General features: G+C 66.0%; 25 protein-coding genes. 11 read left to right on the top strand and 14 right to left on the bottom strand.

What is annotated here, in order from left to right:
• Positions 1-22: 22 nt before the first annotated feature.
• From CO669_RS12560 to CO669_RS12535, 6 genes are all read right to left on the bottom strand, one after another.
• Entirely contained in the window at positions 23-850 is an 828-nt protein-coding gene (locus tag CO669_RS12560; protein WP_097660122.1) for a TonB family protein, read from the bottom strand.
• Positions 850-1,290 (bottom strand): TonB system transport protein ExbD, encoded by a 441-nt coding sequence (exbD, locus tag CO669_RS12555; RefSeq protein WP_097660121.1) that lies wholly within the window; start codon positions 1,288-1,290, stop codon positions 850-852. Before exbD ends, CO669_RS12560 begins: the two co-directional genes overlap by 1 nt.
• A 3-nt stretch (positions 1,291-1,293) precedes the next feature.
• A complete protein-coding gene (gene exbB, locus CO669_RS12550) occupies positions 1,294-2,070 on the bottom strand; it encodes a tonB-system energizer ExbB (protein WP_097660120.1) in 777 nt (258 codons plus the stop codon).
• 27 nt (positions 2,071-2,097) lie between these two features.
• Complete coding sequence (gene hutX, locus CO669_RS12545; RefSeq protein WP_097660119.1) at positions 2,098-2,607, bottom strand: heme utilization cystosolic carrier protein HutX; 510 nt, start codon at positions 2,605-2,607, stop codon at positions 2,098-2,100.
• A 27-nt stretch (positions 2,608-2,634) separates the two neighbouring features.
• Entirely contained in the window at positions 2,635-2,967 is a 333-nt protein-coding gene (hmuQ, locus tag CO669_RS12540) for a heme-degrading protein HmuQ (protein ID WP_097660118.1), read from the bottom strand.
• A gap of 93 nt (positions 2,968-3,060) precedes the next feature.
• A complete protein-coding gene (locus CO669_RS12535) occupies positions 3,061-5,412 on the bottom strand; it encodes a TonB-dependent hemoglobin/transferrin/lactoferrin family receptor (RefSeq protein ID WP_198963979.1) in 2,352 nt (783 codons plus the stop codon).
• A 261-nt stretch (positions 5,413-5,673) separates the two neighbouring features.
• Between CO669_RS12535 and CO669_RS36330 the strand changes: the two genes are divergently transcribed.
• Genes CO669_RS36330 through CO669_RS12515 form a run of 4 tightly spaced genes read left to right on the top strand, consistent with a single transcriptional unit; the run spans position 5,674 to position 8,728 of the window.
• Positions 5,674-5,880, top strand: coding sequence for a hemin uptake protein HemP (locus tag CO669_RS36330; RefSeq protein WP_097660116.1), 207 nt, complete (start codon positions 5,674-5,676; stop codon positions 5,878-5,880).
• Between the two features lie 6 nt (positions 5,881-5,886).
• Entirely contained in the window at positions 5,887-6,840 is a 954-nt protein-coding gene (locus tag CO669_RS12525; RefSeq protein ID WP_097660115.1) for a heme/hemin ABC transporter substrate-binding protein, read from the top strand.
• The gene (locus tag CO669_RS12520; RefSeq protein ID WP_097660114.1) at positions 6,837-7,928 is read left to right on the top strand and encodes a FecCD family ABC transporter permease; all 1,092 of its coding nucleotides are present in this window, start codon (positions 6,837-6,839) and stop codon (positions 7,926-7,928) included. The genes CO669_RS12525 and CO669_RS12520 overlap by 4 nt, the downstream gene beginning before the upstream one ends.
• Positions 7,925-8,728: a heme ABC transporter ATP-binding protein gene (locus CO669_RS12515; protein WP_097660113.1), complete on the top strand. Its 804-nt coding sequence runs from the start codon at positions 7,925-7,927 to the stop codon at positions 8,726-8,728. Before CO669_RS12520 ends, CO669_RS12515 begins: the two co-directional genes overlap by 4 nt.
• 14 nt (positions 8,729-8,742) lie before the next feature.
• Here CO669_RS12515 and CO669_RS12510 read toward each other — a convergent pair whose 3' ends face one another.
• Positions 8,743-10,422, bottom strand: coding sequence for a mucoidy inhibitor MuiA family protein (locus CO669_RS12510; RefSeq protein WP_097660112.1), 1,680 nt, complete (start codon positions 10,420-10,422; stop codon positions 8,743-8,745).
• A gap of 169 nt (positions 10,423-10,591) precedes the next feature.
• Positions 10,592-11,212, bottom strand: coding sequence for a response regulator transcription factor (locus CO669_RS12505; RefSeq protein WP_097660111.1), 621 nt, complete (start codon positions 11,210-11,212; stop codon positions 10,592-10,594).
• 200 nt (positions 11,213-11,412) lie between these two features.
• Here CO669_RS12505 and CO669_RS12500 point away from each other — a divergent pair, with 200 nt between their 5' ends.
• Positions 11,413-12,450, top strand: a complete 1,038-nt coding sequence (locus tag CO669_RS12500) for an AraC family transcriptional regulator (RefSeq protein ID WP_097660110.1) — start codon at positions 11,413-11,415, stop codon at positions 12,448-12,450.
• Positions 12,451-12,452: 2 nt separating this feature from the next.
• Here the strand turns inward: CO669_RS12500 and CO669_RS12495 are convergent, their stop codons facing one another.
• On the bottom strand, positions 12,453-13,664 hold the full coding sequence (locus CO669_RS12495; RefSeq protein ID WP_097660109.1) for an NnrS family protein: 1,212 nt from the start codon (positions 13,662-13,664) through the stop codon (positions 12,453-12,455).
• Between the two features lie 130 nt (positions 13,665-13,794).
• Here CO669_RS12495 and CO669_RS12490 point away from each other — a divergent pair, with 130 nt between their 5' ends.
• Positions 13,795-14,505, top strand: coding sequence for a Crp/Fnr family transcriptional regulator (locus CO669_RS12490; RefSeq protein ID WP_097660108.1), 711 nt, complete (start codon positions 13,795-13,797; stop codon positions 14,503-14,505).
• A 114-nt stretch (positions 14,506-14,619) separates the two neighbouring features.
• Here CO669_RS12490 and CO669_RS12485 read toward each other — a convergent pair whose 3' ends face one another.
• Positions 14,620-14,817 carry a DUF1858 domain-containing protein gene (locus CO669_RS12485; protein WP_028138343.1) on the bottom strand — a complete coding sequence of 66 codons (198 nt, stop codon included), beginning with the start codon at positions 14,815-14,817 and terminating at the stop codon, positions 14,620-14,622.
• 108 nt (positions 14,818-14,925) lie between these two features.
• The gene (gene hemN / locus CO669_RS12480) at positions 14,926-16,278 is read right to left on the bottom strand and encodes an oxygen-independent coproporphyrinogen III oxidase (protein ID WP_097660107.1); all 1,353 of its coding nucleotides are present in this window, start codon (positions 16,276-16,278) and stop codon (positions 14,926-14,928) included.
• Between the two features lie 200 nt (positions 16,279-16,478).
• Here hemN and CO669_RS12475 point away from each other — a divergent pair, with 200 nt between their 5' ends.
• From CO669_RS12475 to CO669_RS12460, 4 genes are all read left to right on the top strand, one after another.
• On the top strand, positions 16,479-16,679 hold the full coding sequence (locus CO669_RS12475; protein WP_097660106.1) for a hypothetical protein: 201 nt from the start codon (positions 16,479-16,481) through the stop codon (positions 16,677-16,679).
• Positions 16,680-16,716: 37 nt separating this feature from the next.
• The gene (locus tag CO669_RS36640; RefSeq protein ID WP_097660105.1) at positions 16,717-17,592 is read left to right on the top strand and encodes a copper chaperone PCu(A)C; all 876 of its coding nucleotides are present in this window, start codon (positions 16,717-16,719) and stop codon (positions 17,590-17,592) included.
• 124 nt (positions 17,593-17,716) lie between these two features.
• Positions 17,717-18,814: a copper-containing nitrite reductase gene (nirK, locus tag CO669_RS12465; RefSeq protein ID WP_198963977.1), complete on the top strand. Its 1,098-nt coding sequence runs from the start codon at positions 17,717-17,719 to the stop codon at positions 18,812-18,814.
• Positions 18,815-18,866: 52 nt separating this feature from the next.
• Positions 18,867-19,745, top strand: a complete 879-nt coding sequence (locus CO669_RS12460; RefSeq protein WP_097660414.1) for an SUMF1/EgtB/PvdO family nonheme iron enzyme — start codon at positions 18,867-18,869, stop codon at positions 19,743-19,745.
• A gap of 58 nt (positions 19,746-19,803) precedes the next feature.
• On the opposite strand, the gene CO669_RS12455 is transcribed toward CO669_RS12460, so the two are convergent.
• From CO669_RS12455 to CO669_RS12445, 3 genes are read right to left on the bottom strand one after another with little or no spacing between them, the layout of a single operon-like run.
• Positions 19,804-20,457, bottom strand: coding sequence for a GNAT family N-acetyltransferase (locus CO669_RS12455; RefSeq protein ID WP_097660103.1), 654 nt, complete (start codon positions 20,455-20,457; stop codon positions 19,804-19,806).
• Positions 20,458-20,479: 22 nt separating this feature from the next.
• Positions 20,480-21,130 carry a CoA transferase subunit B gene (locus CO669_RS12450; protein WP_097660102.1) on the bottom strand — a complete coding sequence of 217 codons (651 nt, stop codon included), beginning with the start codon at positions 21,128-21,130 and terminating at the stop codon, positions 20,480-20,482.
• Positions 21,130-21,867: a CoA transferase subunit A gene (locus CO669_RS12445; protein WP_097660101.1), complete on the bottom strand. Its 738-nt coding sequence runs from the start codon at positions 21,865-21,867 to the stop codon at positions 21,130-21,132. The genes CO669_RS12450 and CO669_RS12445 overlap by 1 nt, the downstream gene beginning before the upstream one ends.
• A gap of 275 nt (positions 21,868-22,142) precedes the next feature.
• Between CO669_RS12445 and CO669_RS12440 the strand changes: the two genes are divergently transcribed.
• The gene (locus CO669_RS12440) at positions 22,143-24,071 is read left to right on the top strand and encodes an AsmA family protein (protein ID WP_198964007.1); all 1,929 of its coding nucleotides are present in this window, start codon (positions 22,143-22,145) and stop codon (positions 24,069-24,071) included.
• Positions 24,072-24,235 lie beyond the last annotated feature (164 nt).

Here is a 24,235-nt window from a genome sequence, read left to right as displayed (position 1 = left end):
TTCGCGCGGGGGAGGAGCCCGGTTACCGCCCGAAGATCACCGGGATGTTGATGGGCACCGTTGAATACGTGATCTCGGGCGGCATTGCCGGAAATGGTTGAGCCTGCCGCATCATCGCCGCGGCCTGGGCGTCGAGCGCCGCAACGCCCGAGGATCCGCTGACGCGGCTGGACAGGACCTGGCCGCCGCGGCCGAGCGTGAAGCTCAACCTGACAACGCCTTTCTGACCATTGGCGCCTGCCGGATACTGGTGAAAGCGCATCAGATGTGCGCGGACGCGCCGGTAGTAGGTCGCCATCGCAGAAGCGACCGCGCCGGCGCTCACGGCAGATGCCAGCGGAGCCTGTCGCTCCGCACGCGGCGGCGCGCTGGTGCGGGGAGCCGGCGGCGCCTCCGACGGCTTCCTTGCATCAGGGCGCACCACCTTGGGCTTCGCAGGCGGCGGTTTCTCCACGGGCTCCATTTTGGCAAACTCGGGCTTCGGCGGACTTGGCTCGCGCTTCTGCTCCGGCGGTGCCACAACGTCCGGCTGCTCTTGCGGTGGCGTTGACGGAATCATCTCTTCGGCGGTCTGTTGCTGCACCGGCTCGGGCGGCGACGCATCCGCCTGCTGCATCACCGGTCCCGGCGCGATATCCAGCGGCGTCGCCTGGGGCGCGGCCGTCTCCGGCGTCATGTCGATGAGGATTGCCGGCATGTTGACGCCCTGCTCCGGCACCTGCTTCAGCCAGTTCACCGCGAGCAGCGCGGCGCCAAGATGCAGCGCCGCGATGACCACTGCCGAAAAGGCCCAGCGCGCTGTCTCGCGCTCGCCGGGCGGCTCGTGCAGGGCAAACACGTTGGCGGCCATCAGCTGCGTCCGTCGAGGCCGACCAGGGCGACCTTGAGATAACCGGCATTGCGCAGGGTGTTCATCACCTCCATCAGATCGCCGTAGGAGACCGCCTTGTCGGCGCGCAGGTAGATGCGCTCGTCCTTGCGGCCTTTGGTGGCCGCATCGAGCGCCGCGACGAGGCCGTCGCGGGCCATCGTGTCCTCGCCGACGGCGACGGCGAGATCCGCCTTCACGGTCACGAAGGTCGGCTTGTCCGGCCGCCGCTGCGGCTCGGCCGCGGTCGCGGGCAGCTCTACCCCGATGTCGACGGTCGCGAGGGGGGCTGCCACCATGAAGATGATGAGGAGCACCAGCATCACGTCGATGAACGGCGTGACGTTGATCTCGTGGGTGACGTCGAGATCGTCGGGGCCGCCGCGCGACCCAAGCTTCGATCCACCGAGCTTGGCGGCCATCGGCTACTCCGCCGCTCGCGCCAGGCGGAATTCCCTGTGGTCGCGCTGCCGGCTCACCAGCAGCATCAGCTGTGCCGAGGCGTCACCGAGCAGTGCGCGGTAATTGGCAATGCCGCGGACGAGGTGATTGTAGATCACGACCGCCGGGATCGCGGCGACGAGCCCGAGCGCGGTGGCGAGCAGCGCTTCTGCGATGCCGGGTGCGACCACCGCAAGGCTGGTGGTGTGGCTCTCGGAGATGCCGATGAAGGAATTCATGATGCCCCAGACGGTACCGAACAAGCCGACGAAGGGCGCGGTTGCGCCGATGGTCGCGAGCACACCGGTGCCGCGCGCGATCCGCCTCGACATCGCCGCCTCGACCCGCTCCAGCCGTAGCGCGACACGTTCCTGAAGACCGTCGTCGAGCACGCCGCCGGAGAGCTCGGCCTCCCTCGCGCAGGACTGGATGAGCTGGGCGACGGCGTCGTGGGCATCACCGGCCCACGCGGCTGCCTCGGCCAGCCTGATGTTGCCTTCGAGCGCCTGCATCCGCCGCGAGGCAAGCGCGCCCTTGCGACGCAGCTCGATGGATTTGGCAAGCCACACCGTCCACGTCACCAGCGAGGCAACGACGAGCCCGGTCATCACCGTCTTCACGACGATATCGGCGCCAAGGAACATGCCCCAAGGGGACAAATTGCGCGGCAACAGCGCCTCGTCGATCGCAAAAGCCGGCGCCGGCGCGAGCACCAGTGCGATTGTTAGGATCACATGCCGAAGCCCAACATTGCCCTGCATCCCGATCTCCCGACAGGTTGAAGCGAACTACGCCGCGGCCGCGGTCCGGTCCGCAAGCCGGCGAAACCGCACCAGCTGATCCGCCCGCAGTGCCCTTGTCTCGTCGCGACCGACGAACACCTTGAACATGATGCCACCGTCGGCGTTCACGAACGCGACGAAGGCGGAAGTCTTGCCCATGAAGGGGCGCTCGACGAAGGCGACGCCCGCGCAGCGTTCGTGGCGAAGATGGCCGTGCAGTCCCTTCGGCTGCATCAAGTTGAAGTAGCCGCGGCCGACCTCGCCCGCAGGCACGGCGCCGGTGAATTCGAAGATCGCGTCGTCCGTGTGCACGATCAGCGTGACCTCGCCCCACGCCGCAATGTCCTGCATGACAGCGGCGAAGTGCTCGCCGCCACCGATGCGCACCATCGATGACGGAAGCGCCTCGATCACCGCGCGCGGTGTGACGTTGCGCTCGCGCGCGACGTCCTCGATCACCGCACCCGGATTGTCGGCCATGTACGCCTTGAGATCTGCGAGATCGGTGTTCAGCATGTCCGGCTCCTCTCGAACATCATCGACTTAGGCGGCCGCGGCCTTGCGCTCGCTCTGGATCACCTCGAAGCCCTCGAACTTGGGATGGCCGAGATAGAGGCTCTCGCCGGTCCTGTTGTCGGCACGGGCGTGGGCGCGGCGGAATTCCTCCGAACGCGTCCAGGCTTCGAACGCCGCCTTGTCGACCCAACTGGTGTGCGACGAATAGAGCGTGTGGTCCTCGGCCTCCGGCCCCTTCAGCAGGTGAAACTCGACGAAGCCCGGCATGCTGCCGAGATAGGACTCGCGGGTGGCCCAGACGGTTTCGAACGCGCTCTCCGCGCCCTTCTTCACCTGGAATCGATTCATGGCGATGAACATCAAAGTCTCTCCTTCTGATCAAAACGAAACGCGCCGAAGCCGCGCTGGAGCATCAGCGCGGCCCGGCGGAGGCTTGTGGTGCTGCGATGCGCGTTACGCACCTCCAAAGTGGATCTTCATGCCGGCCTTGTAGACCCTGCCGGGTCCCGGGCTCGACCACAGCACGTCGTTCTGCGTGGTGCCGTCGGTCGAGGCGCCGGGAATGGCGTAGGGCCGGTAATACTGGTTCAGGAGATTGTCGATCGAGGCCGTGAACACGATGTCCTTGGTCGCGTTGTAGGTCATGTACAGATTGACCAGCTCGTACCCGGTCGCCGGCAGATAGCCCGCCGGCACGTCGTTGTTGGCGCCGTACGAGGCCCATTGTGCCGAGAGGATCAGGGTGCGATCGAGCAGTCGGACACCACCTGTCGTCACGACCTTGCGCGGGGTGATGGTCGCAAGCCCGACATTGGTGACGGCGTTCTTGCCCTGGATGTAATGACCGGCGACGCCGATGAACCAGTTGCCGGCATCGTACATCGTCTCCGCCTCGAAGCCCTGGATGCGGGCCTGCGCGATGTTCTGGTACTGGTAGTACTGGGCGAACGATCCGACGCCCGGGAACGTCACGAAGCCGAACGACACGAGATCGATGTAATCACTGACGTCGTTGCGGAAAAGGTTGATCTTGCCGCGGAACGAGTCGTTGGCGCTGAAGATGTTGTCGTATTTCAGGTTGAAGCCGACTTCCTTGTTCTTGCCGACTTCAGGACGAAGGTTCGGGTTGGGCAGGAAGCAGAACAGGCCGACGGTGCCGTCCGGACAGGGGAAGAGAGCCGGTCCGCCACCGGTCGCGTGCGCGCCCGAGATCACGGTTTCGGTGATCGACGGGGCGCGATAGCCTTCGGCATAGCTCACATAGGGCTGGAAGCCTGGAACGGGCGTGACGCCGAGAGTGATCTTCGGCGAGAAGCGGTCGCCGCTGCCGTTCGTCTTGCCCGATTCGAGATCGTAGCGGTCGTAGCGGATCGCGCTCACCGCCTCGAACCAGGTGCTGTAGTTCTGCTTCAGCTGCAGGAATCCGCCCGATACGGTGCGGATTCCGCTCGGCGTGGTGATGTTGGAGTTGCCGCGGCTATCGGTCGTGATCACGTCGTCCTGGAACGCGTCGAAACCGACGGTCAGGGCGTTGCGCCAGTCGCCGACGTTGAAGCGCGTGGTGTTGTTGGCGTCGATGCCGTAGGTATTGAGGACATAGCCGCGCTTGTCGCCGACGCAGCCCGAGATGTTGTTGCCGAAATTGCCGGTGCCGCACAGGGCCGCGCCCGACGTCGAATAGTGATAAGTCTTGGTCTGGTCGTTATCGACACGGTTGCCGTAGACCGACATGTGCCAATCGAACAGATTGTCGCTCGGCAACGAATAATTCCAGGTGATGGTGCCGGTGTAGTTCTTGGCGTCGGAGGCGTAGACCGACGAGCCCTGATAGAGCGCGCGCTGTGCCGCGGTCGCGACCGGCCCCCTGTTGAACTGGCCGATGTCGTATTGATAGTCCTGGAAGATGGCGCCGAACTTGACCTCGTGACCGAGGGCAGGACGCACCGTGAGCTTCATCAGGCCGCTCTCGACCTGGTTGCCGGTGTTGCCGATCTCGGTGCCGTTGCCGTCCTTGTAATTGCCTTGCGTGCGGTAGACCGCACCGCCGAAGATATCGACGTCCGGCGTCGCGCGAACGCCGCCGAATACCGAGCCGAGGCCACGGTTGTTGTTGGAGCCGTAGGACCCCGAGAGATCGACGCCCCAGCGCTCGCCGGGGCGCAGCACGTCCTCGACGTCCTTGGTGCGGAACGAGACGAGGCCACCGATCGCACCGGAGCCGTAGATGTTGGCGGCCGGGCCGCGCACGACATCGACACCGCCGACCAGCTCGGGATCAAGGAAGAAGGAGCCGCTCGCATTGTGGCCGGTGCGCTGGTAGTTCTGCCGGGCACCATCTACGACGACGGCGACGCGTCCGAATTCCTGCAAGCCGCGAATGTTGATGACCGTGGCAGGATCGTCGCCGCGCTCCTGGAACGACACGCCGGGAATGGCATAGAAGATATCCGACAGCCGGTTCGGCTGCAGCCCCTGGATCTTGTCGAGCGTCACCGTGCTGACCGGGGCGAGCGAGTCGATTGCACGCTCCTCGATCTTCGTCGCCGCAACCGTAATCGCGTCGAGCGTCTGAACGGGCGCAACGCCGCCGGCCTGTGCGCGCGCGTTCAGGACTTCAGTCGTCGCCTGCTGCGCCGCCATCGGCTTGGCCTGCTTGCGCCCGGCCTGCTTCGACCGTTCCGAGGACGCGCTTTCGGCTTGCGGCGATGCAGTCTGCGCAAGACTGCTCTCCGTCGTCATTGCCGCGATTGAAACCACCGACGCGCCCAAAATTAGGGCGCGCGAATACCTAGCCCCGTCAGCCATATCAGCCCCAGCCTGCACTTCACTTCAAATTCGGAGTCTTTGGCTGGCGTGCGCTCGCAACGCGAACGACTGGCTGGCTGATCGTCTCGACAAGCGGGCAAGTCGCCCGCCGCCATGATTGGTTACGTGGCAACACTCTGACGGTCAATGTCACAAGGTTGCAGTTTATATCGATTGTAAATCGCAGCCGTTGGAATGCGCCTCGTGCCGCTAGTACAAACAGGCGGCACTCCAGGATTTCGAAAGCGCATCACACCTCACATGTCAGCAACGTCCGCAGACAACGACGGCGACGCGACAGGGTCGGCAGGAAGCCCTTCTGCGACAACGAGAACCCTCACCATGCGTGGCGGCCGGATCGACAGCCGCGAACTGTTTGCGGTCGAACGCGAGATCATCATCGCGCATGGCGAGGACAACTACCGGCTTCGCCTGACCTCGCAGAACAAGCTGATCCTGACGAAGTAATCCGCAATGGCATTTTGTCGCACCCTCGCCCGTCTCCTGCTCTCCAGCGCAATCGCGCTCGCATCCGCCGCGCACGCCGCCGGCATCACCGTGCACGACGCGCGCAATCGCGAGATCATCGTTGCCGATGCCGCGCGCACGGTCTCGATCGGCGGCGCCATCACCGAGATTCTCTATGCGCTCGGGCTCGAGAGCCGGCTGGTCGGTGTCGACACCACAAGCCTTTATCCCGCGACGGCGCTCCGGGACAAACCCAATGTCGGCTACATGCGCCAGATCTCCGCCGAAGGCGTGCTGGGCCTCAATCCCACCCTGATCCTCGCGATCCAGGGCTCGGGTCCGCGCGAGACCATGGACATCCTGGAAACGGCGAAAGTGCCGCTGGTGCTGGTGCCCGACACCTTCACCGAGGCCGGCCTGATCGAGAAGATAAAACTGGTCGGCCACGCCATGGGTGTCGATGCGCGCGCCGCGTGCCTGAGCGCCGCGGTCGGCGCCGATCTTGCGCAGCTCGGCGCCCTGCGTGCCAGGGTGACCAAGCCGGTGCGGGTCATGTTCGTGATGTCGCTGCAGAACGGGCGAGCACTGGTGGCCGGCCGCAGGACGGCGGCCGAGGAGATCATTCGGCTCGCAGGCGCCACCAACGCCATCGACGATTTCGACGGCTACAAGATCATCGGTGACGAAGCGATCGCCACGGCAAGACCCGACGTCGCACTCTCGATCGAACGCGGCAAGGACTCGCTTCCGGCCGATGCGATCTATGCGCATCCGGGCTTTGCGCTGACGCCTGTCGCGACCAATAAGAGCTTCATCACCATGGACGGGCTCTATCTGCTCGGCTTTGGGCCGCGGACGGCGTCGGCCGCGCACGATCTCTCGGCGCGGCTCTATCCGGCACTGGCCGAGCGGGGCGACGGATTCACGTCGGCGCTGTCGGCTGTGAATTGCCGGCAATGAGCGTGGTGATCGGGACCGAAGCGCGCAGCTTGGGACGACGCGCCGGCATCGGACGACCGTCCGCACCCTCGACGATCCTTCTCCTGATGTCGGTGCTCGCGGTCATCGCCATCATCGCGCTGACGTTCGGCGCCGCCGGCATCCCCCTCTCCCGCCTGCCTGCCGCGCTCGGGCTGACAGGCGAAAGCACGGTCACGACGGCCCGCGACCAGCTCGTGCTGTGGTCGATCCGCGTCCCCCGGATCGCGGCGGCGGCGATGGTCGGCGGCCTGCTCGCGGCAGCCGGCGCGATCATGCAGGGCCTGTTTCGCAACCCGCTCGCCGATCCCGCGCTGGTCGGCGTCTCCAGCGGCGGCGCGCTGGCAGCCGCCAGCGCGATCGTGTTCACCGATTCGCGCTTCGGCGAGGCGCTTCGCTTCCTGCAGACCGAGCTCCTGCCGCTCGCGGCCTTCGCGGGGTCGTTGGCCACGACCGCGATCCTCTACGGCATATCGAGCCGCTCGGGACGCACCTCGATCGCGATCTTCCTGCTCGCCGGCGTCGCCATCACCGCCATCGCCAATGCCGGCATCGGCCTTCTGGTGTTCGTTGCCGACGACCGCCAACTCCGCGACATCACGTTCTGGATGCTGGGCTCGATGAGCGGCGTGACCTGGACCAAGGCCGCCGTGCTTGCGCCCATCCTCCTCCTCGCGCTGATCGCCTGCAGCTTCATCGCACGCGGTCTCGATCTGCTGGTGCTCGGCGAGGCGGACGCCTTTCACGGCGGCGTCGATGTCGAGCGACTCAAGCGGATCTCGATCGTCATGGTCTCCGCCATGACCGGCGTCGCGGTGTCGATCAGCGGCGTCATCGGCTTCGTCGGCATCGTCGTGCCGCATCTGCTCCGCCTCGTCATTGGACCTGCGCATCGGCTGCTGTTGCCGGCCTCGGTGCTATCAGGCGCGATCCTGATGGTCGTCGCCGACACGCTGGCGCGCACGATCGTGGCGCCGGCGGAGATGCCGATCGGCATCCTCACCGCGGCAGTCGGTGCACCGGTCTTCCTCGTCATCCTGCTGCGACAGCGCGGGCTCGCCTCGCTATGAATGCCGTGATCGAGGCGCGCTCTCTAAGCAAACGCGCGGGACGCGCGACGCTGCTCGATGGCGTCGGCCTGACGGTTGCAGCGGGCGAGATGGTTGCCATCATCGGACCGAACGGGGCCGGCAAATCGACGCTGCTGCGGTTACTCTCCGGCGATCTCCGCCCGAACGCAGGCGAAGTGCGTCTGAAGCGGCGCAACATCGCCAGCTTCACGCCGCGTGAGCTCGCCGCGCGGCGGGCGATGCTGTCCCAGCACGTCAACGTCACCTTCCCCTTCACGGTCGAGGAGATCGTGCTGATGGGCGCGGGCGAGCGCAGCGCGCGTGAAGCAGGCCTGCTCGTCGACGCGGCCCTGGAGGAAGTCGGCCTTGCCGATTTCCGCGAACGGCAATTGCCGACTTTGTCAGGCGGCGAGCAGCAGCGCGCCCATTTCGCCCGCGTGCTGGTGCAGCTCGCCTGCGGCGAGGCCGAGCATGGCCCGGGGCTGCTGCTGCTGGACGAGCCGACCTCGAGCCTCGATCTGCGCCACCAGATCGACCTGGTCGAGGCCGCGCGCCGCCGCGCAGGCGGCGGCACCGCGGTCATCGCGATCCTGCACGACCTCAATCTCGCGATCCGCTTCGCCGACCGGCTGGTCGTCCTGAACGGCGGCAGGCTCACCGCCGACGGCCCGCGCACGGAGATCGTTACGCGCGAGATCATCCGCGACATTTTTGAGATCGACGCCGTGGTGCATCAAGCCGACGGCGTGCCGTACGTGCTGCCCCAATCGATGCGCGCGGCGCCGACGCCGACGCGGTGAAGGTGGTCGGCAACCTAACCCGCCGGCACGATCACCATGCTCTTGTCCTTCGGCCAGCGGATGCGCCAGGCGAAGTTGATGTCCTTGACCTCGCCGGGCTTGGCCTCGAACGACCATTCCAGCACGCCGCGCTTGTCGCGGATGTTGCTGGCAGTCGGCGGCGTGGTCGCAGGCAGCATCTCGACGACGATGTCCTCGTTCTCGCTGACCGGCAGCTGATCCTCGATCGCGACCTTGATCGGAAAGTCGTGACCGTTGCGGATCGTGGTCTTGAAGGAACGCTCGTCGGTCTTCGACGTCGTGACGAGCAGACCGGCCGAGCCTTCGTTGCGCTTGAGCACGGCGCGCTCGATCTTGATCTTGTCGTCGGCGCCGAAGCCGAGCCGCACGGTGTCGTCCTTGGCCGACGCCGAGATCTTGCCGCGGCCGACGAAGACGCCATCGCGATAGATCGCGACCTTGCCCGGCAGCAGCGTCGTGTCGTCGGTCTGCTTGAAGCTGGCTTCGAGGAAGGCGGTCGGGTCCAGCACCGGCGCCGCACGCACCGCGAGATCGGCGGGCACGGTCATGGCCGCAATGCGCATGCTCTTGGCGCCCTCCTGGGCGCCGAGGCTGACGCGGCCGGGGATTTTGAACGTGGCCTGGAAGCCGCCGATCTCGGCAACGGCCTGCTGCTCGTCGGCGCGTTCGCGCGGCTCGGTCGCCTCCGCCATCTTGGCCATGGCCGGCGATTGCGCCTGCCGTGTCATGGGTGCGGGCCGCGCCAGGTCGGAGACCGAACCTGCTGCCAGCGGCCTCGGAACTTGCGGATATTGCGCAATCAGTGAATGCAGCTCCGGAGCGCTGCCGCCGCGGCCGATCCGCACGGTGGAGACGCCGAGCGCGACATTCGACCAGTCCTCGCCGGTCGATTGGGTGATCTCGGCGCGGCGGACCAGCTCCAGCTGAGGCTTGCGGTCCTTGGCGCCGGTATCGAGCCTGGCGTCGTAGAGCGGGACCCAGCGGGCGTTGCGCACGGCGTAGGTCACGCGCAGCGTCGCCTTGGTCGCGGCCGCCGAGGCGACGTCGATCCGCACTTCCAGCTTGCTCGGCGGCTTGGCCGAACGCTCGGCCTCGAGCTGCGCGATCTGGCGGTCGAGTTCGCGCTGCTTTCGCGTGGCGTCCCGGATCGCCGTGTCGGCGGTCGCGATCTCCTCGGCGACCGCCGAAAAGGCCGCGCGCCACTCGGTGATCGGCCGCGCCTCGCCCTTGTCGCCGAGGCCGGCGGGAGAGGCTTCGGCAAAGCGCTGCGCGAAGTTGCGCCGGGCGCCCGCCGCGTCGATCGCACCTTGCAGATCGGCGCGCTGATCTCTCAGCGCTTCGATGCGCTTGTCGAGCTCGGGCAGGTTGACGGGCGCCGCCGCCCGCGGCGGCCGGGCATCGATGGTGCCGATGGTGAGCTTGGCGCCCGCCTCGCCTTCGACGCGGAGGGAGGACGGATCGAGCACGAGCGGAAAATCCTTGGCGACCAGTGTCGAGTCACCCGCGGCAAGGTCCAGCGCGATGACGCGGGTCACGGTGGCGCCGTCGGGATAGACGGTGACGGTGTCGATCGCCGAATGGGCGTCCAATTCGGCCGCCCATGACGGCACCGCGAATGCCGTGGTCACCAGGACCAGGCTCGTGGTTGCCAAACATTTTGCGGTGATGCGCATGAAAGTCCCTCCTGCCGGTATCGCCGCGCCGCCAACCGGACGCGCGATCAAATGCCTCGCCAACATGGTTGGACGCAGCAGGGAAGGAACCGGTTCGATTGGGGTTTCCGTGGGGCGTCGCTGCGGCGGCACCAAGGCCGAGGAACGCGTGGCGGTCCCGCGGCAGGCCTCACGCCTGGGTCGGCGAGCCCTGGTCGAAGATGCGGCGAAGCAGATCGGTCACGTTGCGGGCGCCGGCCTTCTTCAGGACGCTGGCGCGGTAGCCCTCGACCGTCCGTGCGCTCAGATGCATGCGCCGGGCGATCTCCTTGTTGGTGAGGCCGGCGGCGAGATGCTCGAGCACGTCGCCCTCGCGTGCTGTCAGCGGCTCACAACCGGGCAGCCAGCCCTGCCGGCTCGCGCCGGGCTGCGCGGATTCATCGATGGCGGCATCGATCCGGCCGACGATGTCGTGGGTACGGAACGGCTTTTCGATGAAGTCGGCCGCACCGCTCTTGATGGCGTCGACCGCCATGGCGATGCTGCCATTCGCCGCGGTCACCAATACCGGCGCCATGCAGTTTTCCTCGCGCAGCCGCTTGAGCACGTCGAGGGCGGAGCGATCCGGTGGCATCTCCAGCAGCACGCAGGCCGGCATCCGCGCCTTGGCTTCCGAAAGGAGCGAGGCACCGTCGGCGAAGCAGATCACATCATAGGCGCTCTGTTGGAGCGCGGCGGAAAGTTGTTCGCGGGCGGCCGCGTCAGTCTCAATGACGAATACCTCACCCTTGGAAAGCGTGTTTCCCGGCATAATCCCGATCCAGCAATGTCTTGGTCAAAGGTCTGAGACGGCCGGGGGCCCCATCGCGCCCCGCCGTCGGCAAGCACGGCATTCGCGCCGGTGCTTCGGTTTTCCTTATGTAGGTTCCGCCCTGTTCCCCGATTTGACGGATCGGGACAGAAACTTTACATTTCGGGACATCTGCGGAATGGCTGGCAGGAACGGTTCGCATGACCGACCTCATTCGCAGCGCAGGCTTGAGCTATTACCCGGAGGTCGCCCGGTCGGTCGGGCTCGACCCCAAGCAGATGATGCGCAAGGTCAGGCTGCCGCTGGCTTGCCTCGACAAACCGGACATCCCCATCGCCGTCACGGGCCTGCGCCGCCTGCTCGAATTGTCGGCAGAGGCTTCCGGTGCCGATGATTTCGGCCTGCGTCTTGCCGAGCGCGGCGGCCTGACCAATTTCGGCGCGGTTGGCCTGATCGTGCGCGAACAGGCGACCATCGGCGAAGCGATCGACGCGTTCTCGCGCTTCATCCATATCCATCACGACGGCATGCGGCTGGACGTCACCCGCGGCAAGCAGATCGTGACCGTCACGCTGCATCTGCGCGGCCGGCATCCGAGCGCGCCGCGGCAGTCGATCGACATGGCGCTCGGCAGCGTCCACCGCATCATCAAGTCGCTGTTCGCCAGCGATTGGCGCCCGCAGGAAGTCCATCTGCATTATCCGCCGCCGCGCGATCGCAAGCGCTACCGTGACTTCTTCGGTTGCCGTGTGACCTTCAACGCGGATGACGATTCGATCCTGCTGTCGACACACGACATGGAGCGCCGGATCCCGAGCGCGCATCCCCTCATCGCAAATTATCTGCGCAAGCGCATCGAGGCGATCGAGACCCGGCCGGCGAGTTGGGAAGAGAAGGTAGACGAGGTCGTGCGGAGCCTGCTCGCCAGTGGCGACTGCACGGTCGATCGCGTCGCCGAGCATCTCGCCTGCACCCGCCGCACCATCCACCGCCACCTCGCCGCATCAGGCACCAGCTTCTCGGCCATCCTGGATGCGCAACGTGCCGATCTCGTGATCCAGTTGATCGACGACCCCGACCGGCCGCTGGCCGATATCGCGGTGCAGCTCGGCTTTTCCGCGCAGAGCGCCATGGCGCGCTGGTTCCGCGGCCATTTCGGCTGCACCATCACCGACTGGCGCAAGGGCGTGCGGCCAGAGGTGCCGCCCGCCGATACGCAGTCGGCGACCGCAGCCTGAGTTCAGCGCGCCGGCGCGGGCACGCCCATCGTCGCAAGCGCACGCCGCCGGCTGCCGGCGAGCAGCGGGCCGAACGCGACGGCAAATCCGAGGAACGCGACGAGCCAGCCGCAGGCGGCGACGTGCAGCAACACGTCGCTCTGCGCGGGAAACACCACGGCAGCGACCCGCGTCAGAGCCGCGATGATGACCGCAGCATAGATGACCTGGATCGCCGGCGCAGCTGTCAACGCCTGTCCGGTATGGCCGAGACTGGCGCGGGTCATCACCGCGAGCGTCATGGTTCCCGCCGCACCCGTCATCCAGGCGTGGATGCCGGCGCTCGGCGGCAGCGCTCCGAAGACCGCAAGCGCGTGCAGGATGAAGCCGAGCGGCACGAAGACGTAGCCGACATGCAGGATCACCAGCAGCCGCTCGCGAAAGGTGCGGTCGCCGGCCCAGCGCGCAAGCCGCACCAGATGCAGCCCGCCGACCAGCGCCATCAGGACGCCGGTGACGACATTCAGCGGCGCCACGACCCAGGCAATGAGCGCGAGCGCGCTGCATCCGATCACGGCACCGTCGAAGCGTGCGAACGGCACCGGCAGACGGCCGGGATTGAACTTGACCAGCCAGTTGCGGGTGAAGCTCGGGATGATGCGGCCGCCGATCAGCGCGATCAGCAGCATGACCACGCCGATGCCGACGCGGATGCTGACATCGGCCGCGCCGTGATAGTGCGCCTCGAGATGAAACGCGACATTACCGGCGAGCAGAACGGACACCAGCCCGACCACGGGCAGGTTGCGCCAGTTGCCGCCCGCGATGATCTCGCGCGCCGCGGCGGCAACGACCAGCGCCAGGAAGGCGGCATCGACGAGAAGCGCGAACGCCCAGCCGGTATCGGCCGACAACGTCACCACGACACGCCCGGCAAGCCAGACCATCACCAGCGCCATCAGCGAGGTGCCCTGGATCGGCAGCCGGCCGGTCCAGTTCGGGATGGCCGTGAACAGGAACCCGGTGATGACAGCCGGCAGGAAGCCGTAGAGCATCTCGTGGACGTGCCAGTCGCGCGGCGCGAATGCGGAACTCACCGACAATTCGCCATAGAACATCGGCAGCCAGGCCAGGATCGACAGCCCCGCCTGGATCGCGGCGAGCAGGAAAAAGGGCCGAAAACTGTTCGCAAACAGTGGCCAGCCCTCATAATTGCGGGATCGGATGCCAGCCATGGGTTAACTCCAATAAATTCAGACCGTCGTTTGTGGAAAAATACTGCCGCCCGGCCGTCCCGTTTTGCGCTATCGCAAACTGCGAGACGATTGCAGGTGCCATCACACTCCCGAGCGCCAAGGAGACAGAATGGCCAAGGTCGACACATCGCTGGTTGCGCATCTGCCGCTGTTTGCCGGGGTCACGCCGGAAGCCCTGGACGAGATCCTGCGCGAGGCCCGTTCGGCGCGCTATCCCAAGAACAGCGCCATCTTCGAGCAGGGCGCGGACGCGCAATCCTTCTTCCTGCTGCTGCACGGCCATGTCCGCGCGGCGAAGACCACACCGACCGGCGAGCAGATCGTGGTGCGCTATGTCGCGCCCGGCGAAACGTTCGGGCTCGCCATGGCGATCGGCGCCGCGCGATATCCGGCGACGGCGATCGCAGTCGACGACAGCGTGGTACTGATCTGGCCGACCTCGGCCTGGCCGCGGCTGGTCGAGCGATTTCCCTCGCTGGCCGCGAATACGCTCCAGGCCGTCGGCACGCGCCTGCAGGAGAGCCACACCCGCATCCTGGAAATGTCGACCCAGCAGGTCGAGCAACGCGTCGCGCATGCGCTGCTGCGTCTCGCCAAGCAGTCCGGCAAGAAGCTCGACCAGGGCATCGAGATCGACTTCCCGATCAGCCGCCAGGACATCGCACAGATGACCGGCACCACGCTGCACACCGTCAGCCGCATCCTGAGCGGCTGGGAGAGCCAAGGCCTCGTCGAAAGCGGTCGTCAACGCATCATCCTGCGCGATCCGCACGGGATCGTCGTGTTGGCGGAGCGGAGCGCCGACAGCGGGGCAGTGTAACGGCCGCACCAAGGCGTCTCTGCCGAAGAATAGGAGTGAGGGCGCCTTCGCTTACGGCGAAAGCCGTCCCCTCACCCGAGAATCCGCGCGCACCCGCGCGAATTCCAGACCGTTTCACGCCGGTACGCAATCGACCAGCGCGGCAAGGAATTTTTCGCGGTCGATGCCGTGCTCGCGGCAGGCATCATCCACCGTGTGGAAGGTTGCGATCGGGCAACCGACACAAGCCAGCTTGAAGGCCAGAAACACGCGGATCGTGTGCGGCGCCGTACGCATGATGTCATCGACCAGATCGTCGGATCCAAAAGACATGGACAACTCCGTTCCCCCTGCGAAATTAGCAGAACGGACTGGAGTCTCCTTGTCGAAGCGCAAGCTGGCGGTTGCTTCTCCCTCGCCCCGCAAGGCGCGAGGAGAGACCTACACGGCCCGGCTGTGCAGCTGCTTTGCCGGATTGAGATGCGCGTCGAACGCGGCGGCGACGCTGCGAACCAGGAAGCGCGAGTCCTTTGCGACTGCGAGGCGATTGCCCTCCAGCCTCACGACGCCGTCGGTAATCAGCGGCTTCAGACGCGCCGCCGAGCTCAGCACCGGCTCGGCCTCCGCGCCATGGCGCGCGCAGATGTCGCCGATGTCGGCGCTGAACTCGCACATGATGCGTTCGATGATGTCGGCGCGCAGCCGGTCGTCGTCGGTGAGCCCGTAGCCCTTCGCAGTGGCGAGCCGGCCGGCGGCAATGCTCTGCGCATAGGCGCCGATCTGCACCTCGTTCTGGACGTAGCCCTGCGGCAGATGCCCAATCGCGCTCGCACCGAAGCCGAGCAGGACCTCCCCCTTGTCGGTGGTGTAGCCCTGAAAGTTGCGCCGCAGCGTCCGCTCCTCGAAGGCCACCGCCATGGAATCGTCGGGCCGGGCAAAATGATCGAGCCCGATCTGCACGTAACCGGCTTCCTTCAGCGCATTGGCGATCGCGCAGGCCTGGTCGTGGCGCGCCAGGCCGTCGGGCAGCACGCCCTCGTTGATCATGCGCTGGTGCTTCTTGAAATCGGGCACATGGGCATAGCCGAACACGGAGAAGCGGTCGGGCGCGAGGGTGAGGCTGCGCCGAACCGTATCCAGGCACGATGCGACGGTCTGGTGCGGCAGCCCGTAGATCAGGTCGAAATTGATCCCCGTGATGCCGGCGCGCCTCAGCATATCGACCACGGAAGCGGTCTGCTCGAAGCTCTGCACGCGATTGATCGCGCGCTGCACCACGGGATCGAAGCTCTGCACGCCGAGGCTGGCGCGGTTGACGCCGGAGAGCCGCATCGCCTCGACCATGTCGGTGGTCAATGTGCGGGGATCGATCTCGACCGCAATCTCGGCCGAAGGCAGCACGAAGAATTTCTGGCGCATCGTTGCCATCAACTCGGCGAAAGCCTCCGGCTGCATGATCGTCGGCGTGCCGCCGCCGAAATGGATGTGCTCCACCTTGATGCGGCGGCCGATGGTCTCGGCGACCTGAACGATCTCGTTGCGCAGCGTCCGCTGATAACCGGCGATGAGCTCGTCGCGACGGACGATCTGAGTGTGACAGCCGCAGTACCAGCACATCTCGCGGCAGAACGGGACGTGGAGATAGAGCGAGGCGCTGGCGCCGGCCGGCAGCTCCGCCAGCCACCTGGCGTAGGCGTCCGGTCCGACAGCCGTCGAGAAATGGGGCGCGGTCGGGTAGCTCGTGTAGCGTGGCAATCGCTCTTCGCCGTAGCTCGCCGCAAGATCAGCTCTCATGTCTTACCCATTCGTAAATTTCAGCCGTGTGCAGACGCCACGGCAAATCACGGAATGCACTCCATTACCCCGGATCCGAGGGGGCGACCTTGCGCTCGCGCAAAGTCGGCCGGGGCCTGGAGATTGCGCTTGCGCAAAGCACAGCGGGCGTCTCCGGGCCATGATGACGGAAATTGGAACGGCATCCGGAGCGTTTGCCCATGAGGCTTTTTGCACTCGAACTCATTCTGTCCTTGCTCGACGTCCGCGGCCATATCCCGCGCTTCGACGACTTCCGGCCGGCCCCGGTCGCACCGGCCCCGTCCGGCATCGCGGGCGCCCTCGCCGCCGTCATCGCTGTCATCGCCGTGCCGTCGCTCGCGATCTGGGCGGTGGTCTGGCTCGCCAAGCATCTGTTCTAGTCGCCTCTTCTCCAAGGCTGCTCCAAAGGCTCCGATCATGATCTCATCCAAGCGCGCGTTCGCCGGCGCGATCATCCTGACATGCCTTGTCGGGTCGCCCGCCATCGCGGCCGACACCACCAGCGGCGATCTCGTCATCACCAGGGCCTGGAGCCGGGCGACACCCGGCGGAGCCAAGGTCGCCGGCGGCTATTTGACGATCGAGAACAGGGGCCATTCGACGGAGCGTTTGCAGGCCGCGTCGGCGGCCCATGCGCTTCGAACCGAGATCCACGAAATGGCCGTCAACGACGGCGTCATGACCATGCGTCCGCTTGAAAAGGGGCTCGCCATCGCACCCGGACAAGTCGTTACGCTCGCGCCCGGCGGCGGGCATCTGATGTTCATCGGCCTCGATGCGCCACTTCATGCCGGCGACCAGATGCCCGTGACTCTCTCATTCGAGCGCGCCGGCGATGTGAGAGTGACGCTGGACGTGCAGGCGATCGGCGCGCAGGCGCCCGCAAGCACGGAGAGCACCGCGGCAGCCGCGCCCGCGCATCGCGCCGAGCCGGCCGCAGCGGCTTCAGTTGCGGCGACGTCCGACGCGGACGAGAGCTTCTTCACGCATCTCCATGCTGAGAAGGCCATGGCCAACGTCACGGTCTCGCCGGGCCGCGCCGGTCCGGTCGAGATCGCCATCCAGCTCGAAGATGCGAACGAGCTGCCCCTGAGTGCAGATGCAGTTGCCGTCACGCTCGGAAATCCCGAGCGCGGCGTGGCGCCGATCACCGCAAACGCCGAACGCGTCGGCAACGATCAATGGCGAGTCAGAATGTCGGCACCGCTGTCCGGCCGCTGGTCGCTCGGTCTCGACATCCGCATCACGCCGTCGGACGCGGTTAACGTCGTGTCACCGATCCTGCTCCGTTGAGACACCTAAGTACTGTCGCGGAGGCGAATCCGGCAAAACCTTGTCGCAGCGCAAACACTCTTGCCGCGATCGGCGCACAGTGCATCCGTCATCAAAAAACCTTTCCAGATGAAGGATGCCTACGATGTTCACCCGCAGAGTCGCATTGATCGGCGCCGCAGCGACCGCTCTGATGCTGGCGACCCCCGCACTGGCTGTCGACGATCTCAAATTGCCGCGTCAGAAGGTAGAGCTGGTCGCTCCGCCCTTCGTCCATGCGCACGAGCAGGCCACCAAGCAAGGTCCCAAGATCATCGAGTTCAAGCTCACGATCGAAGAGAAGAAGGTCGTCATCGACGAGAAGGGCACCACCTTCCAGGCGATGACGTTCAACGGCTCGATGCCGGGTCCGCTGATGGTCGTGCATGAGGGCGACTACGTCGAAACGACGCTGGTCAATCCCGCGACCAACACCATGCCGCACAACATCGACTTCCATTCCGCGACCGGTGCGCTCGGTGGCGGCGCGCTGACGCTGATCAATCCCGGCGAGCAGGTCGTGCTGCGCTGGAAGGCAACCAAGACCGGCGTGTTCGTCTATCACTGCGCCCCGGGCGGCCCGATGATTCCCTGGCACGTCGTCTCCGGCATGAACGGCGCCGTGATGGTGCTGCCGCGCGACGGACTGAACGACGGCAAGGGCCACGCCCTGAAGTACGACAAGGTGTACTATATCGGCGAGCAGGACATGTACGTGCCGCGCGACGAGAAGGGCAACTTCAAGTCCTACGACTCGCCGGGTGAAGCCTTCACCGACACCGAAGAGGTGATGAAGAAGCTGATCCCCACCCACGTCGTGTTCAACGGCAAGGCCGGCGCGCTCACCGGCAAGAATGCGCTCACCGCCAATGTCGGCGAGAACGTGCTGATCGTGCATTCGCAGGCCAATCGCGACAGCCGCCCGCACCTGATCGGCGGCCATGGCGACTATGTCTGGGAAACCGGCAAGTTCGGCAACGCACCCGAAGTCGGACTCGAGACCTGGTTCATCCGCGGCGGCTCGGCGGGAGCCGCGCTGTACAAGTTCCAGCAGCCCGGCATCTACGCCTACGTCACGCATAATCTGATCGAGGCCGCCGACCTCGGCGCCACCGCGCACTTCAAGGTCGAAGGCAAGTGGAACGACGATCTGATGATGCAGGTGAAGGCCCCGGCGGAAATCCCGCCTGCCAAGACCAACTAAACGCGACAAGGGGCCGGTCATCACCGGCCCCTTCTTTCTTCGGGGAATGACCATGCTGATCGCATTCAAGCTCAAACTGGCTCTCGCCTGCGTCGCGGGGCTCGCAGGGCCGCTCGCGGTCGCGCCGCTGGTCTCGACCATGGCGGTGCGCGGCACGGCCGGGGAGCCTGCGATCGTCAGGGTCGCGCCGGGCAGCGTGTCCTATCGCGAGGCCGGCGATTTCACGCGCGGCGGGCAGCAGGCGGAAGCGCCGCTGCGCGCGATGCGCGTCGACCGGCCGCTGCACATCATGCGCAATCAGGTCTCGTCATCCGACTATCAGCTTTGCGTGCAGGACGGCGCCTGCCGCGCGCTCGACCGCGACGTGGCGGTCGCCGCCGATCGACCCGCCGTGCAGGTGAACTGGCACGACGCCGTAGCCTATGCGGGCTGGCTGTCGCGCAAGACGGGCCATCATTACCGCCTGCCGAGCGACGCCGAATGGGCCTTCGCGGCCGGCTCCAAATTCAAGGACGACGGCGTCGCGGTCGATGCCAACGATCCGTCGAGGCGCTGGATCAGCCGCTATGAGCGCGAATCCGAACGCGACCTCTCCGACACCACGGCCTATCCGTTCGGCAAGTTCGGCCCCAACGAGCACGGCGTCGAAGATCTCGCCGGCAACGTCTGGGAATGGACCTCGACCTGCTTCGTGCGCTCGCGCGTCGACGAGGCCGGCAATGCCGGCCGCCCGACCGTGAATTGCGGCGTGCGTGTCGCCGAGGGCGCGCATCGCGCCTATGTCACGGATTTCATCCGCGATGCCCGCGCCGGCGGCTGCGCCCAGGGCGTGCCGCCCGCCAATCTCGGCTTCCGCCTGGTGCGCGAGGAGACGTCGTGGGTGGCGAGCGTGTCGACGCGATGGAGCAAGGTGTGGGCGGCAAGGTCGTAAACGTCGGTCTTCCGTCATTGCAGCGACGCGCGCTGCGGCATGCCGCAGCTCAAGCACTTCAGAATGACTGGGCTGGCGGAATCGTCCGCGCAAACATGCGAAAGCCGGGCGCGCCGATGATCGCCTCGAACGCGGGATCGCGCTTTTCCTCGGCCAAGACAAAACCCGCCTTCGCGTAGGCGCGCTCGGCGGGCTCGTTGCCGATCAGGAACGATATCGTCGTCCGTCCGAATCCGGCCGCCCGCCCCTTCTCCAGCGCGTGCGCGATCAGCGCCTGGACCAGGCCACGGCCGCGATGAACGGGATCGGTCGCAACATGCTCGATCATCCAGTCGCCCTCGCCGCCCTGAACCCAGCAGGCGCGCGTATAGGCGCCGCGTTGGCGGATGGCCTCCAGCTCGGTCGCGGCAAGTCCGGTCGCAATCGCGACTTCCTCGATTGCGCGCCAGGCCGCAGGTCCCGTACCGGCTGCGGGCAGCGCGCACAGCGCCGCGGCCGGCTCGCCCTCGACCTCGGCGACCAGGAATTGCGAGACGTGCCACATCGACACGGCCTGCGCGACCGCGATGCGCGCGATGAAATCGCGGCATTGCGCATCGGGCCAGCCGAGCGCGACATCGAACCAGCCACGCGACCGGTAGCCGCGCTGCGATGACTGGATGGTTTGTGCGATGAATTCAGCGTCTTCGGGACGCGCGGACCTTATCGTCATGCGCGCCCCGTTTGCGAAGATCTTACGTGTTCTTCAGCGCCACGCGGAATTCGGCTTCGGTCTTGGCCTTGACCTCGTCGAGCGTGACGCCGTCGGCGAGCTCGATCAGGGCCATGCCGCCGTCGCCGTGCTTGTCGATGGTGAAGACCGCCAGATCGGTGACGACCATGTCGACCACGCGCTCGCCGGTCAGCGGCAGGTTGCACTTCTTCAGGAGCTTCGAGCCGTCCTTGGCCGAATGCTCCATCACCACGACGACGCGCTTGACGCCGGCGACGAGATCCATCGCGCCGCCCATGCCCTTGACCATCTTGCCGGGGATCATCCAGTTGGCGAGATCGCCGTTCTGGGCCACCTGCATGGCGCCGAGGATCGACAGGTCCATGTGGCCGCCGCGGATCATGCCGAAGGAATCCGCGCTCGAGAAATAGGAGGTCGAGGGCAGTTCGCTCACGGTCTGCTTGCCGGCATTGATGAGGTCGGCGTCTTCCTCGCCCTCATAGGGGAACGGGCCCATGCCGAGCATGCCGTTCTCGCTCTGCAAGCTGACGTCGACGCCGTCGGGGATGAAGTTCGAGACCAGCGTCGGAATGCCGATGCCGAGATTGACGTAATAGCCGTCGCGCAATTCCTTTGCGGCGCGCGCGGCCATCTGTTCACGGGTCCAGGCCATCAGATTTCAACTCCTGTTCCGGCCGCAGGTGCGCTGGTGGGGCGCGGGCGGGTGTTGCGGAATTCGATGCGCTTCTTGGCCGTGCCAACCTCGACGATGCGCTTCACGAAAATGCCGGGCGTGTGGATGTGATCGGGATTGAGTTCACCGGCCGGAACCAGATGCTCGACCTCGGCCACCGTGATCTTGGCGGCGGTCGCCATCATCGGGTTAAAGTTGCGCGCGGTCTTGCGGTAGATGAGGTTGCCGGCGGTGTCGCCCTTCCAGGCATGCACGATGGCGAGGTCCGCGAACAGACCGCGCTCCATCAGATACTTCTCGCCGTCGAATTCCTTCACTTCCTTGCCTTCGGCGATCAGCGTGCCGACGCCGGTCTTGGTGTAGAAGGCCGGGATGCCGGCGCCGCCGGCGCGGATGCGCTCGGCCAGCGTGCCTTGCGGGTTGAATTCGAGTTCCAGCTCGCCCGCGAGGAATTGCTGGGCGAACAGCTTGTTCTCGCCGACATAGGACGAGATCATCTTCTTGATCTGGCGGGTTTCGAGCAGGCGGCTGAGCCCGATGCCATCGACGCCGGCATTGTTGGAGACAACCGTCAGCCCCTTGACGCCGGACTCGCGGATCGCATCCGAAAGCTCCTCGGCGATGCCGCAGAGGCCGAAGCCTCCCGACATGATCATCATGTTGTCTTTCAAGATGCCTGACAGAGCCGACTTGGCGTCGGGATAGACCTTGTTCATACAGGAAACCTTCGGCTTGGAGGCGTCGCGCCCTATTGGCGGCGATTATTAGGCGAAATCCTCCAAAGCCGTCAATGATACGGGGTTCTCCGCGCGACGTTCGGGTGATAGAAGCTGCCCACGCGGTGGGCAGAACCGTCCGCGGCCTTGAAAGCGACAAGAAAACCCATCAAGTTGCGGCACTTAACATAACTGGGCTCGGGCGTGGGCACGCAGGTTTCCCGGCCCGCCCTTCCGGCTCCAACGACCAACCCGATCAGGACACGCCATTGACCATGGCCCAAGGAATGAAGCGCCTCGGGACGCCGATCGCGGCGCTGCTCGGCGTTGCGCTGATCGCCCTGATCGCGACCTCCTGGCTCATCAACCGCGACGCGCTGCGCAAGGCGGTCGAGGCGCAGATCCGCGACGTCACCGGGCTCGAGCTGAGTGTCGCCGGCAGCATCGATATCTCGGTGCTGCCGGCGAGCTACATCTCGTTCCACGACGTCGGCCTCAAGGGCGGCGGCACCAGCGATTCCGCGCTCCATGTCGACGTGCTCACCGCCAATCTGCGGCTGCTGCCGCTCTTGCTGCAACGGTTCGAGATCGCCGACCTGGCGCTGCTGCGGCCGCGCATCCATGTCAGCCTGCAGCCGGACGGCGAGAGCAACTGGACCCCCTTCATCCAGACCATCGCGCGCACCATGAAGCCTGGGGCCGAGAACCAGGTCTCGTTCTCCGAAATCCGGATCCAGGACGGCGTGCTCGATTACGAGGACACCGCCACCCACGCCACCGAGAAGCTCGAGGACATCGACCTGTCGCTGGCCTGGCCCTCGATCTCGCGCTCCTTCGCCGCGACCGGACAGTTCGACTGGCGCGGCGAGCGCGTCGACGGCACGATCAGCTTTTCCGATTTCGTCGCGGCCCTCTCCGGCGAGCGCTCGGGGCTGAAGGCACGGATCGCCAGCGCGCCGCTCAAGCTCGCCTTCGACGGCAGCGTCGCCAACCGCACCAGCCCGATGATGGAGGGGACGCTGACGATCGACAGTCCGTCCTTGCGCAACGCGCTGCGCTGGACCGGGCAGCCGCAGCCCGCCAGCGGCGGCTTCGGCCGCTTCGCGCTGAAGGCACGCGCCAACGTCGTCGGCGCCTCGATCGCGCTCACCAACGTCAATGTCGAGCTCGACGGCAACGCCGCCGAGGGCGTCATGACCTACGCCAATAACGGCCGGCAGACGCTGCAGGCGACGCTCGCCGCCGACGCGCTCGATTTCACGCCTTATATCTCCACTTTCCGCCTGCTCGCGAGCGGGGCACGCGACTGGAACAGGCAGCTGTTCGACCTCAACGGACTGTCGACCACCGACCTCGACATGCGCCTGTCGGCGGCCAAGCTGACGGTCGGGCCGACCAAGCTCGGCCGCACCGCGATCGGCGCCAATTTGCGCAACGGCACGCTGGCGCTGTCGGTCGGCGAGGCGCAGGTCTATGGCGGAATCGCCAAGGGCTCGTTCGGCATCGCGCGCTCCGACACGATCGCCGACATCAAGGCGCAATTCCAGTTCACCGACGTCGACCTCCAGGCCTGCGCCACCGAGCTGTTCGGCCTCAACAAGCTGTCCGGCCGCGGCAACATCAACGTCTCGCTGTTCGCCTCGGGCTCGAGCCCGTTCGGCCTCGTGCAGTCGCTGGACGGCAGCGCCACCGTCACCGGGCACGACGGCGCGATCGCGGGCTTCAACGCCGAGCAGCTCCTGAAGCGCCTGGAGCGGCGGCCGCTATCGGGCGGCGGCAATTTCCGCAACGGTTCGACGCCCTACAACAATCTCACCATCGCGGTGAAATTCGCCGACGGGGTCGCCACCGCCGAGGACATCCGGGTCGAAGGACCTGCCGCCAAGATCACGATGACCGGCACGGCCTCGGTGCCGACGCGCGAATACGACATGAAAGGCGTCGCAAGCCTCAACAGCGCCTCGGGCTTCGAATTGCCGTTCGTGGTGCAGGGGCCCTGGGACGATCCACTGATCTTCCCCGATCCGGAGAGCCTGATCCGCCGGTCGCCGGCCTCCGCCCCCCTGCTCGACATGCTGAAGGACCGCAAGGCAGGCGACGCCGTGCGCTCCGCGATCGAGCGCATCACCGGCACGGGCAAGCGCCCCGCACCGCCAGACTCGCCGACGGCGGAGAACGCCAAAGAGAACGCCAAGTCCAACTAGAGCGTTTTCGAGCGAAGTGGACACCGGTTCGCGTGAAGAAAACGCGTCAAACAAGAATCTAGAGCTTCGGTTCTGATTCAATCAGAACCGAAAATGCTCTAGGTTCTGTACTCAAACCCCCTTGTCGCCGCTGAGCCGGAGTGATTCAAGGCTTCCAAATGGAG

The sequence above is a fragment of the Bradyrhizobium sp. Y36 genome, assembly GCF_002531575.1.
Classification (GTDB): Bacteria; Pseudomonadota; Alphaproteobacteria; order Rhizobiales; family Xanthobacteraceae; genus Bradyrhizobium.
The sequence above is the reverse complement of the archived record's forward strand: the minus strand, read 5'-3'. Positions and strand labels throughout refer to the sequence as shown.

Bases quoted from the DNA above. Each gene is read 5' to 3' on its own strand.
- CO669_RS12560 (WP_097660122.1), bottom strand. From the start codon at position 850: ATGGCCGCCAACGTGTTTGCCCTGCACGAGCCGCCCGGCGAGCGCGAG.
- exbD (WP_097660121.1), bottom strand. From the start codon at position 1,290: ATGGCCGCCAAGCTCGGTGGATCGAAGCTTGGGTCGCGCGGCGGCCCC.
- exbB (WP_097660120.1), bottom strand. From the start codon at position 2,070: ATGCAGGGCAATGTTGGGCTTCGGCATGTGATCCTAACAATCGCACTG.
- hutX (WP_097660119.1), bottom strand. From the start codon at position 2,607: ATGCTGAACACCGATCTCGCAGATCTCAAGGCGTACATGGCCGACAAT.
- hmuQ (WP_097660118.1), bottom strand. From the start codon at position 2,967: ATGTTCATCGCCATGAATCGATTCCAGGTGAAGAAGGGCGCGGAGAGC.
- CO669_RS12535 (WP_198963979.1), bottom strand. From the start codon at position 5,412: ATGGCTGACGGGGCTAGGTATTCGCGCGCCCTAATTTTGGGCGCGTCG.
- CO669_RS36330 (WP_097660116.1), top strand. From the start codon at position 5,674: ATGTCAGCAACGTCCGCAGACAACGACGGCGACGCGACAGGGTCGGCA.
- CO669_RS12525 (WP_097660115.1), top strand. From the start codon at position 5,887: ATGGCATTTTGTCGCACCCTCGCCCGTCTCCTGCTCTCCAGCGCAATC.
- CO669_RS12520 (WP_097660114.1), top strand. From the start codon at position 6,837: ATGAGCGTGGTGATCGGGACCGAAGCGCGCAGCTTGGGACGACGCGCC.
- CO669_RS12515 (WP_097660113.1), top strand. From the start codon at position 7,925: ATGAATGCCGTGATCGAGGCGCGCTCTCTAAGCAAACGCGCGGGACGC.
- CO669_RS12510 (WP_097660112.1), bottom strand. From the start codon at position 10,422: ATGCGCATCACCGCAAAATGTTTGGCAACCACGAGCCTGGTCCTGGTG.
- CO669_RS12505 (WP_097660111.1), bottom strand. From the start codon at position 11,212: ATGCCGGGAAACACGCTTTCCAAGGGTGAGGTATTCGTCATTGAGACT.
- CO669_RS12500 (WP_097660110.1), top strand. From the start codon at position 11,413: ATGACCGACCTCATTCGCAGCGCAGGCTTGAGCTATTACCCGGAGGTC.
- CO669_RS12495 (WP_097660109.1), bottom strand. From the start codon at position 13,664: ATGGCTGGCATCCGATCCCGCAATTATGAGGGCTGGCCACTGTTTGCG.
- CO669_RS12490 (WP_097660108.1), top strand. From the start codon at position 13,795: ATGGCCAAGGTCGACACATCGCTGGTTGCGCATCTGCCGCTGTTTGCC.
- CO669_RS12485 (WP_028138343.1), bottom strand. From the start codon at position 14,817: ATGTCTTTTGGATCCGACGATCTGGTCGATGACATCATGCGTACGGCG.
- hemN (WP_097660107.1), bottom strand. From the start codon at position 16,278: ATGAGAGCTGATCTTGCGGCGAGCTACGGCGAAGAGCGATTGCCACGC.
- CO669_RS12475 (WP_097660106.1), top strand. From the start codon at position 16,479: ATGAGGCTTTTTGCACTCGAACTCATTCTGTCCTTGCTCGACGTCCGC.
- CO669_RS36640 (WP_097660105.1), top strand. From the start codon at position 16,717: ATGATCTCATCCAAGCGCGCGTTCGCCGGCGCGATCATCCTGACATGC.
- nirK (WP_198963977.1), top strand. From the start codon at position 17,717: ATGTTCACCCGCAGAGTCGCATTGATCGGCGCCGCAGCGACCGCTCTG.
- CO669_RS12460 (WP_097660414.1), top strand. From the start codon at position 18,867: ATGCTGATCGCATTCAAGCTCAAACTGGCTCTCGCCTGCGTCGCGGGG.
- CO669_RS12455 (WP_097660103.1), bottom strand. From the start codon at position 20,457: ATGACGATAAGGTCCGCGCGTCCCGAAGACGCTGAATTCATCGCACAA.
- CO669_RS12450 (WP_097660102.1), bottom strand. From the start codon at position 21,130: ATGGCCTGGACCCGTGAACAGATGGCCGCGCGCGCCGCAAAGGAATTG.
- CO669_RS12445 (WP_097660101.1), bottom strand. From the start codon at position 21,867: ATGAACAAGGTCTATCCCGACGCCAAGTCGGCTCTGTCAGGCATCTTG.
- CO669_RS12440 (WP_198964007.1), top strand. From the start codon at position 22,143: ATGGCCCAAGGAATGAAGCGCCTCGGGACGCCGATCGCGGCGCTGCTC.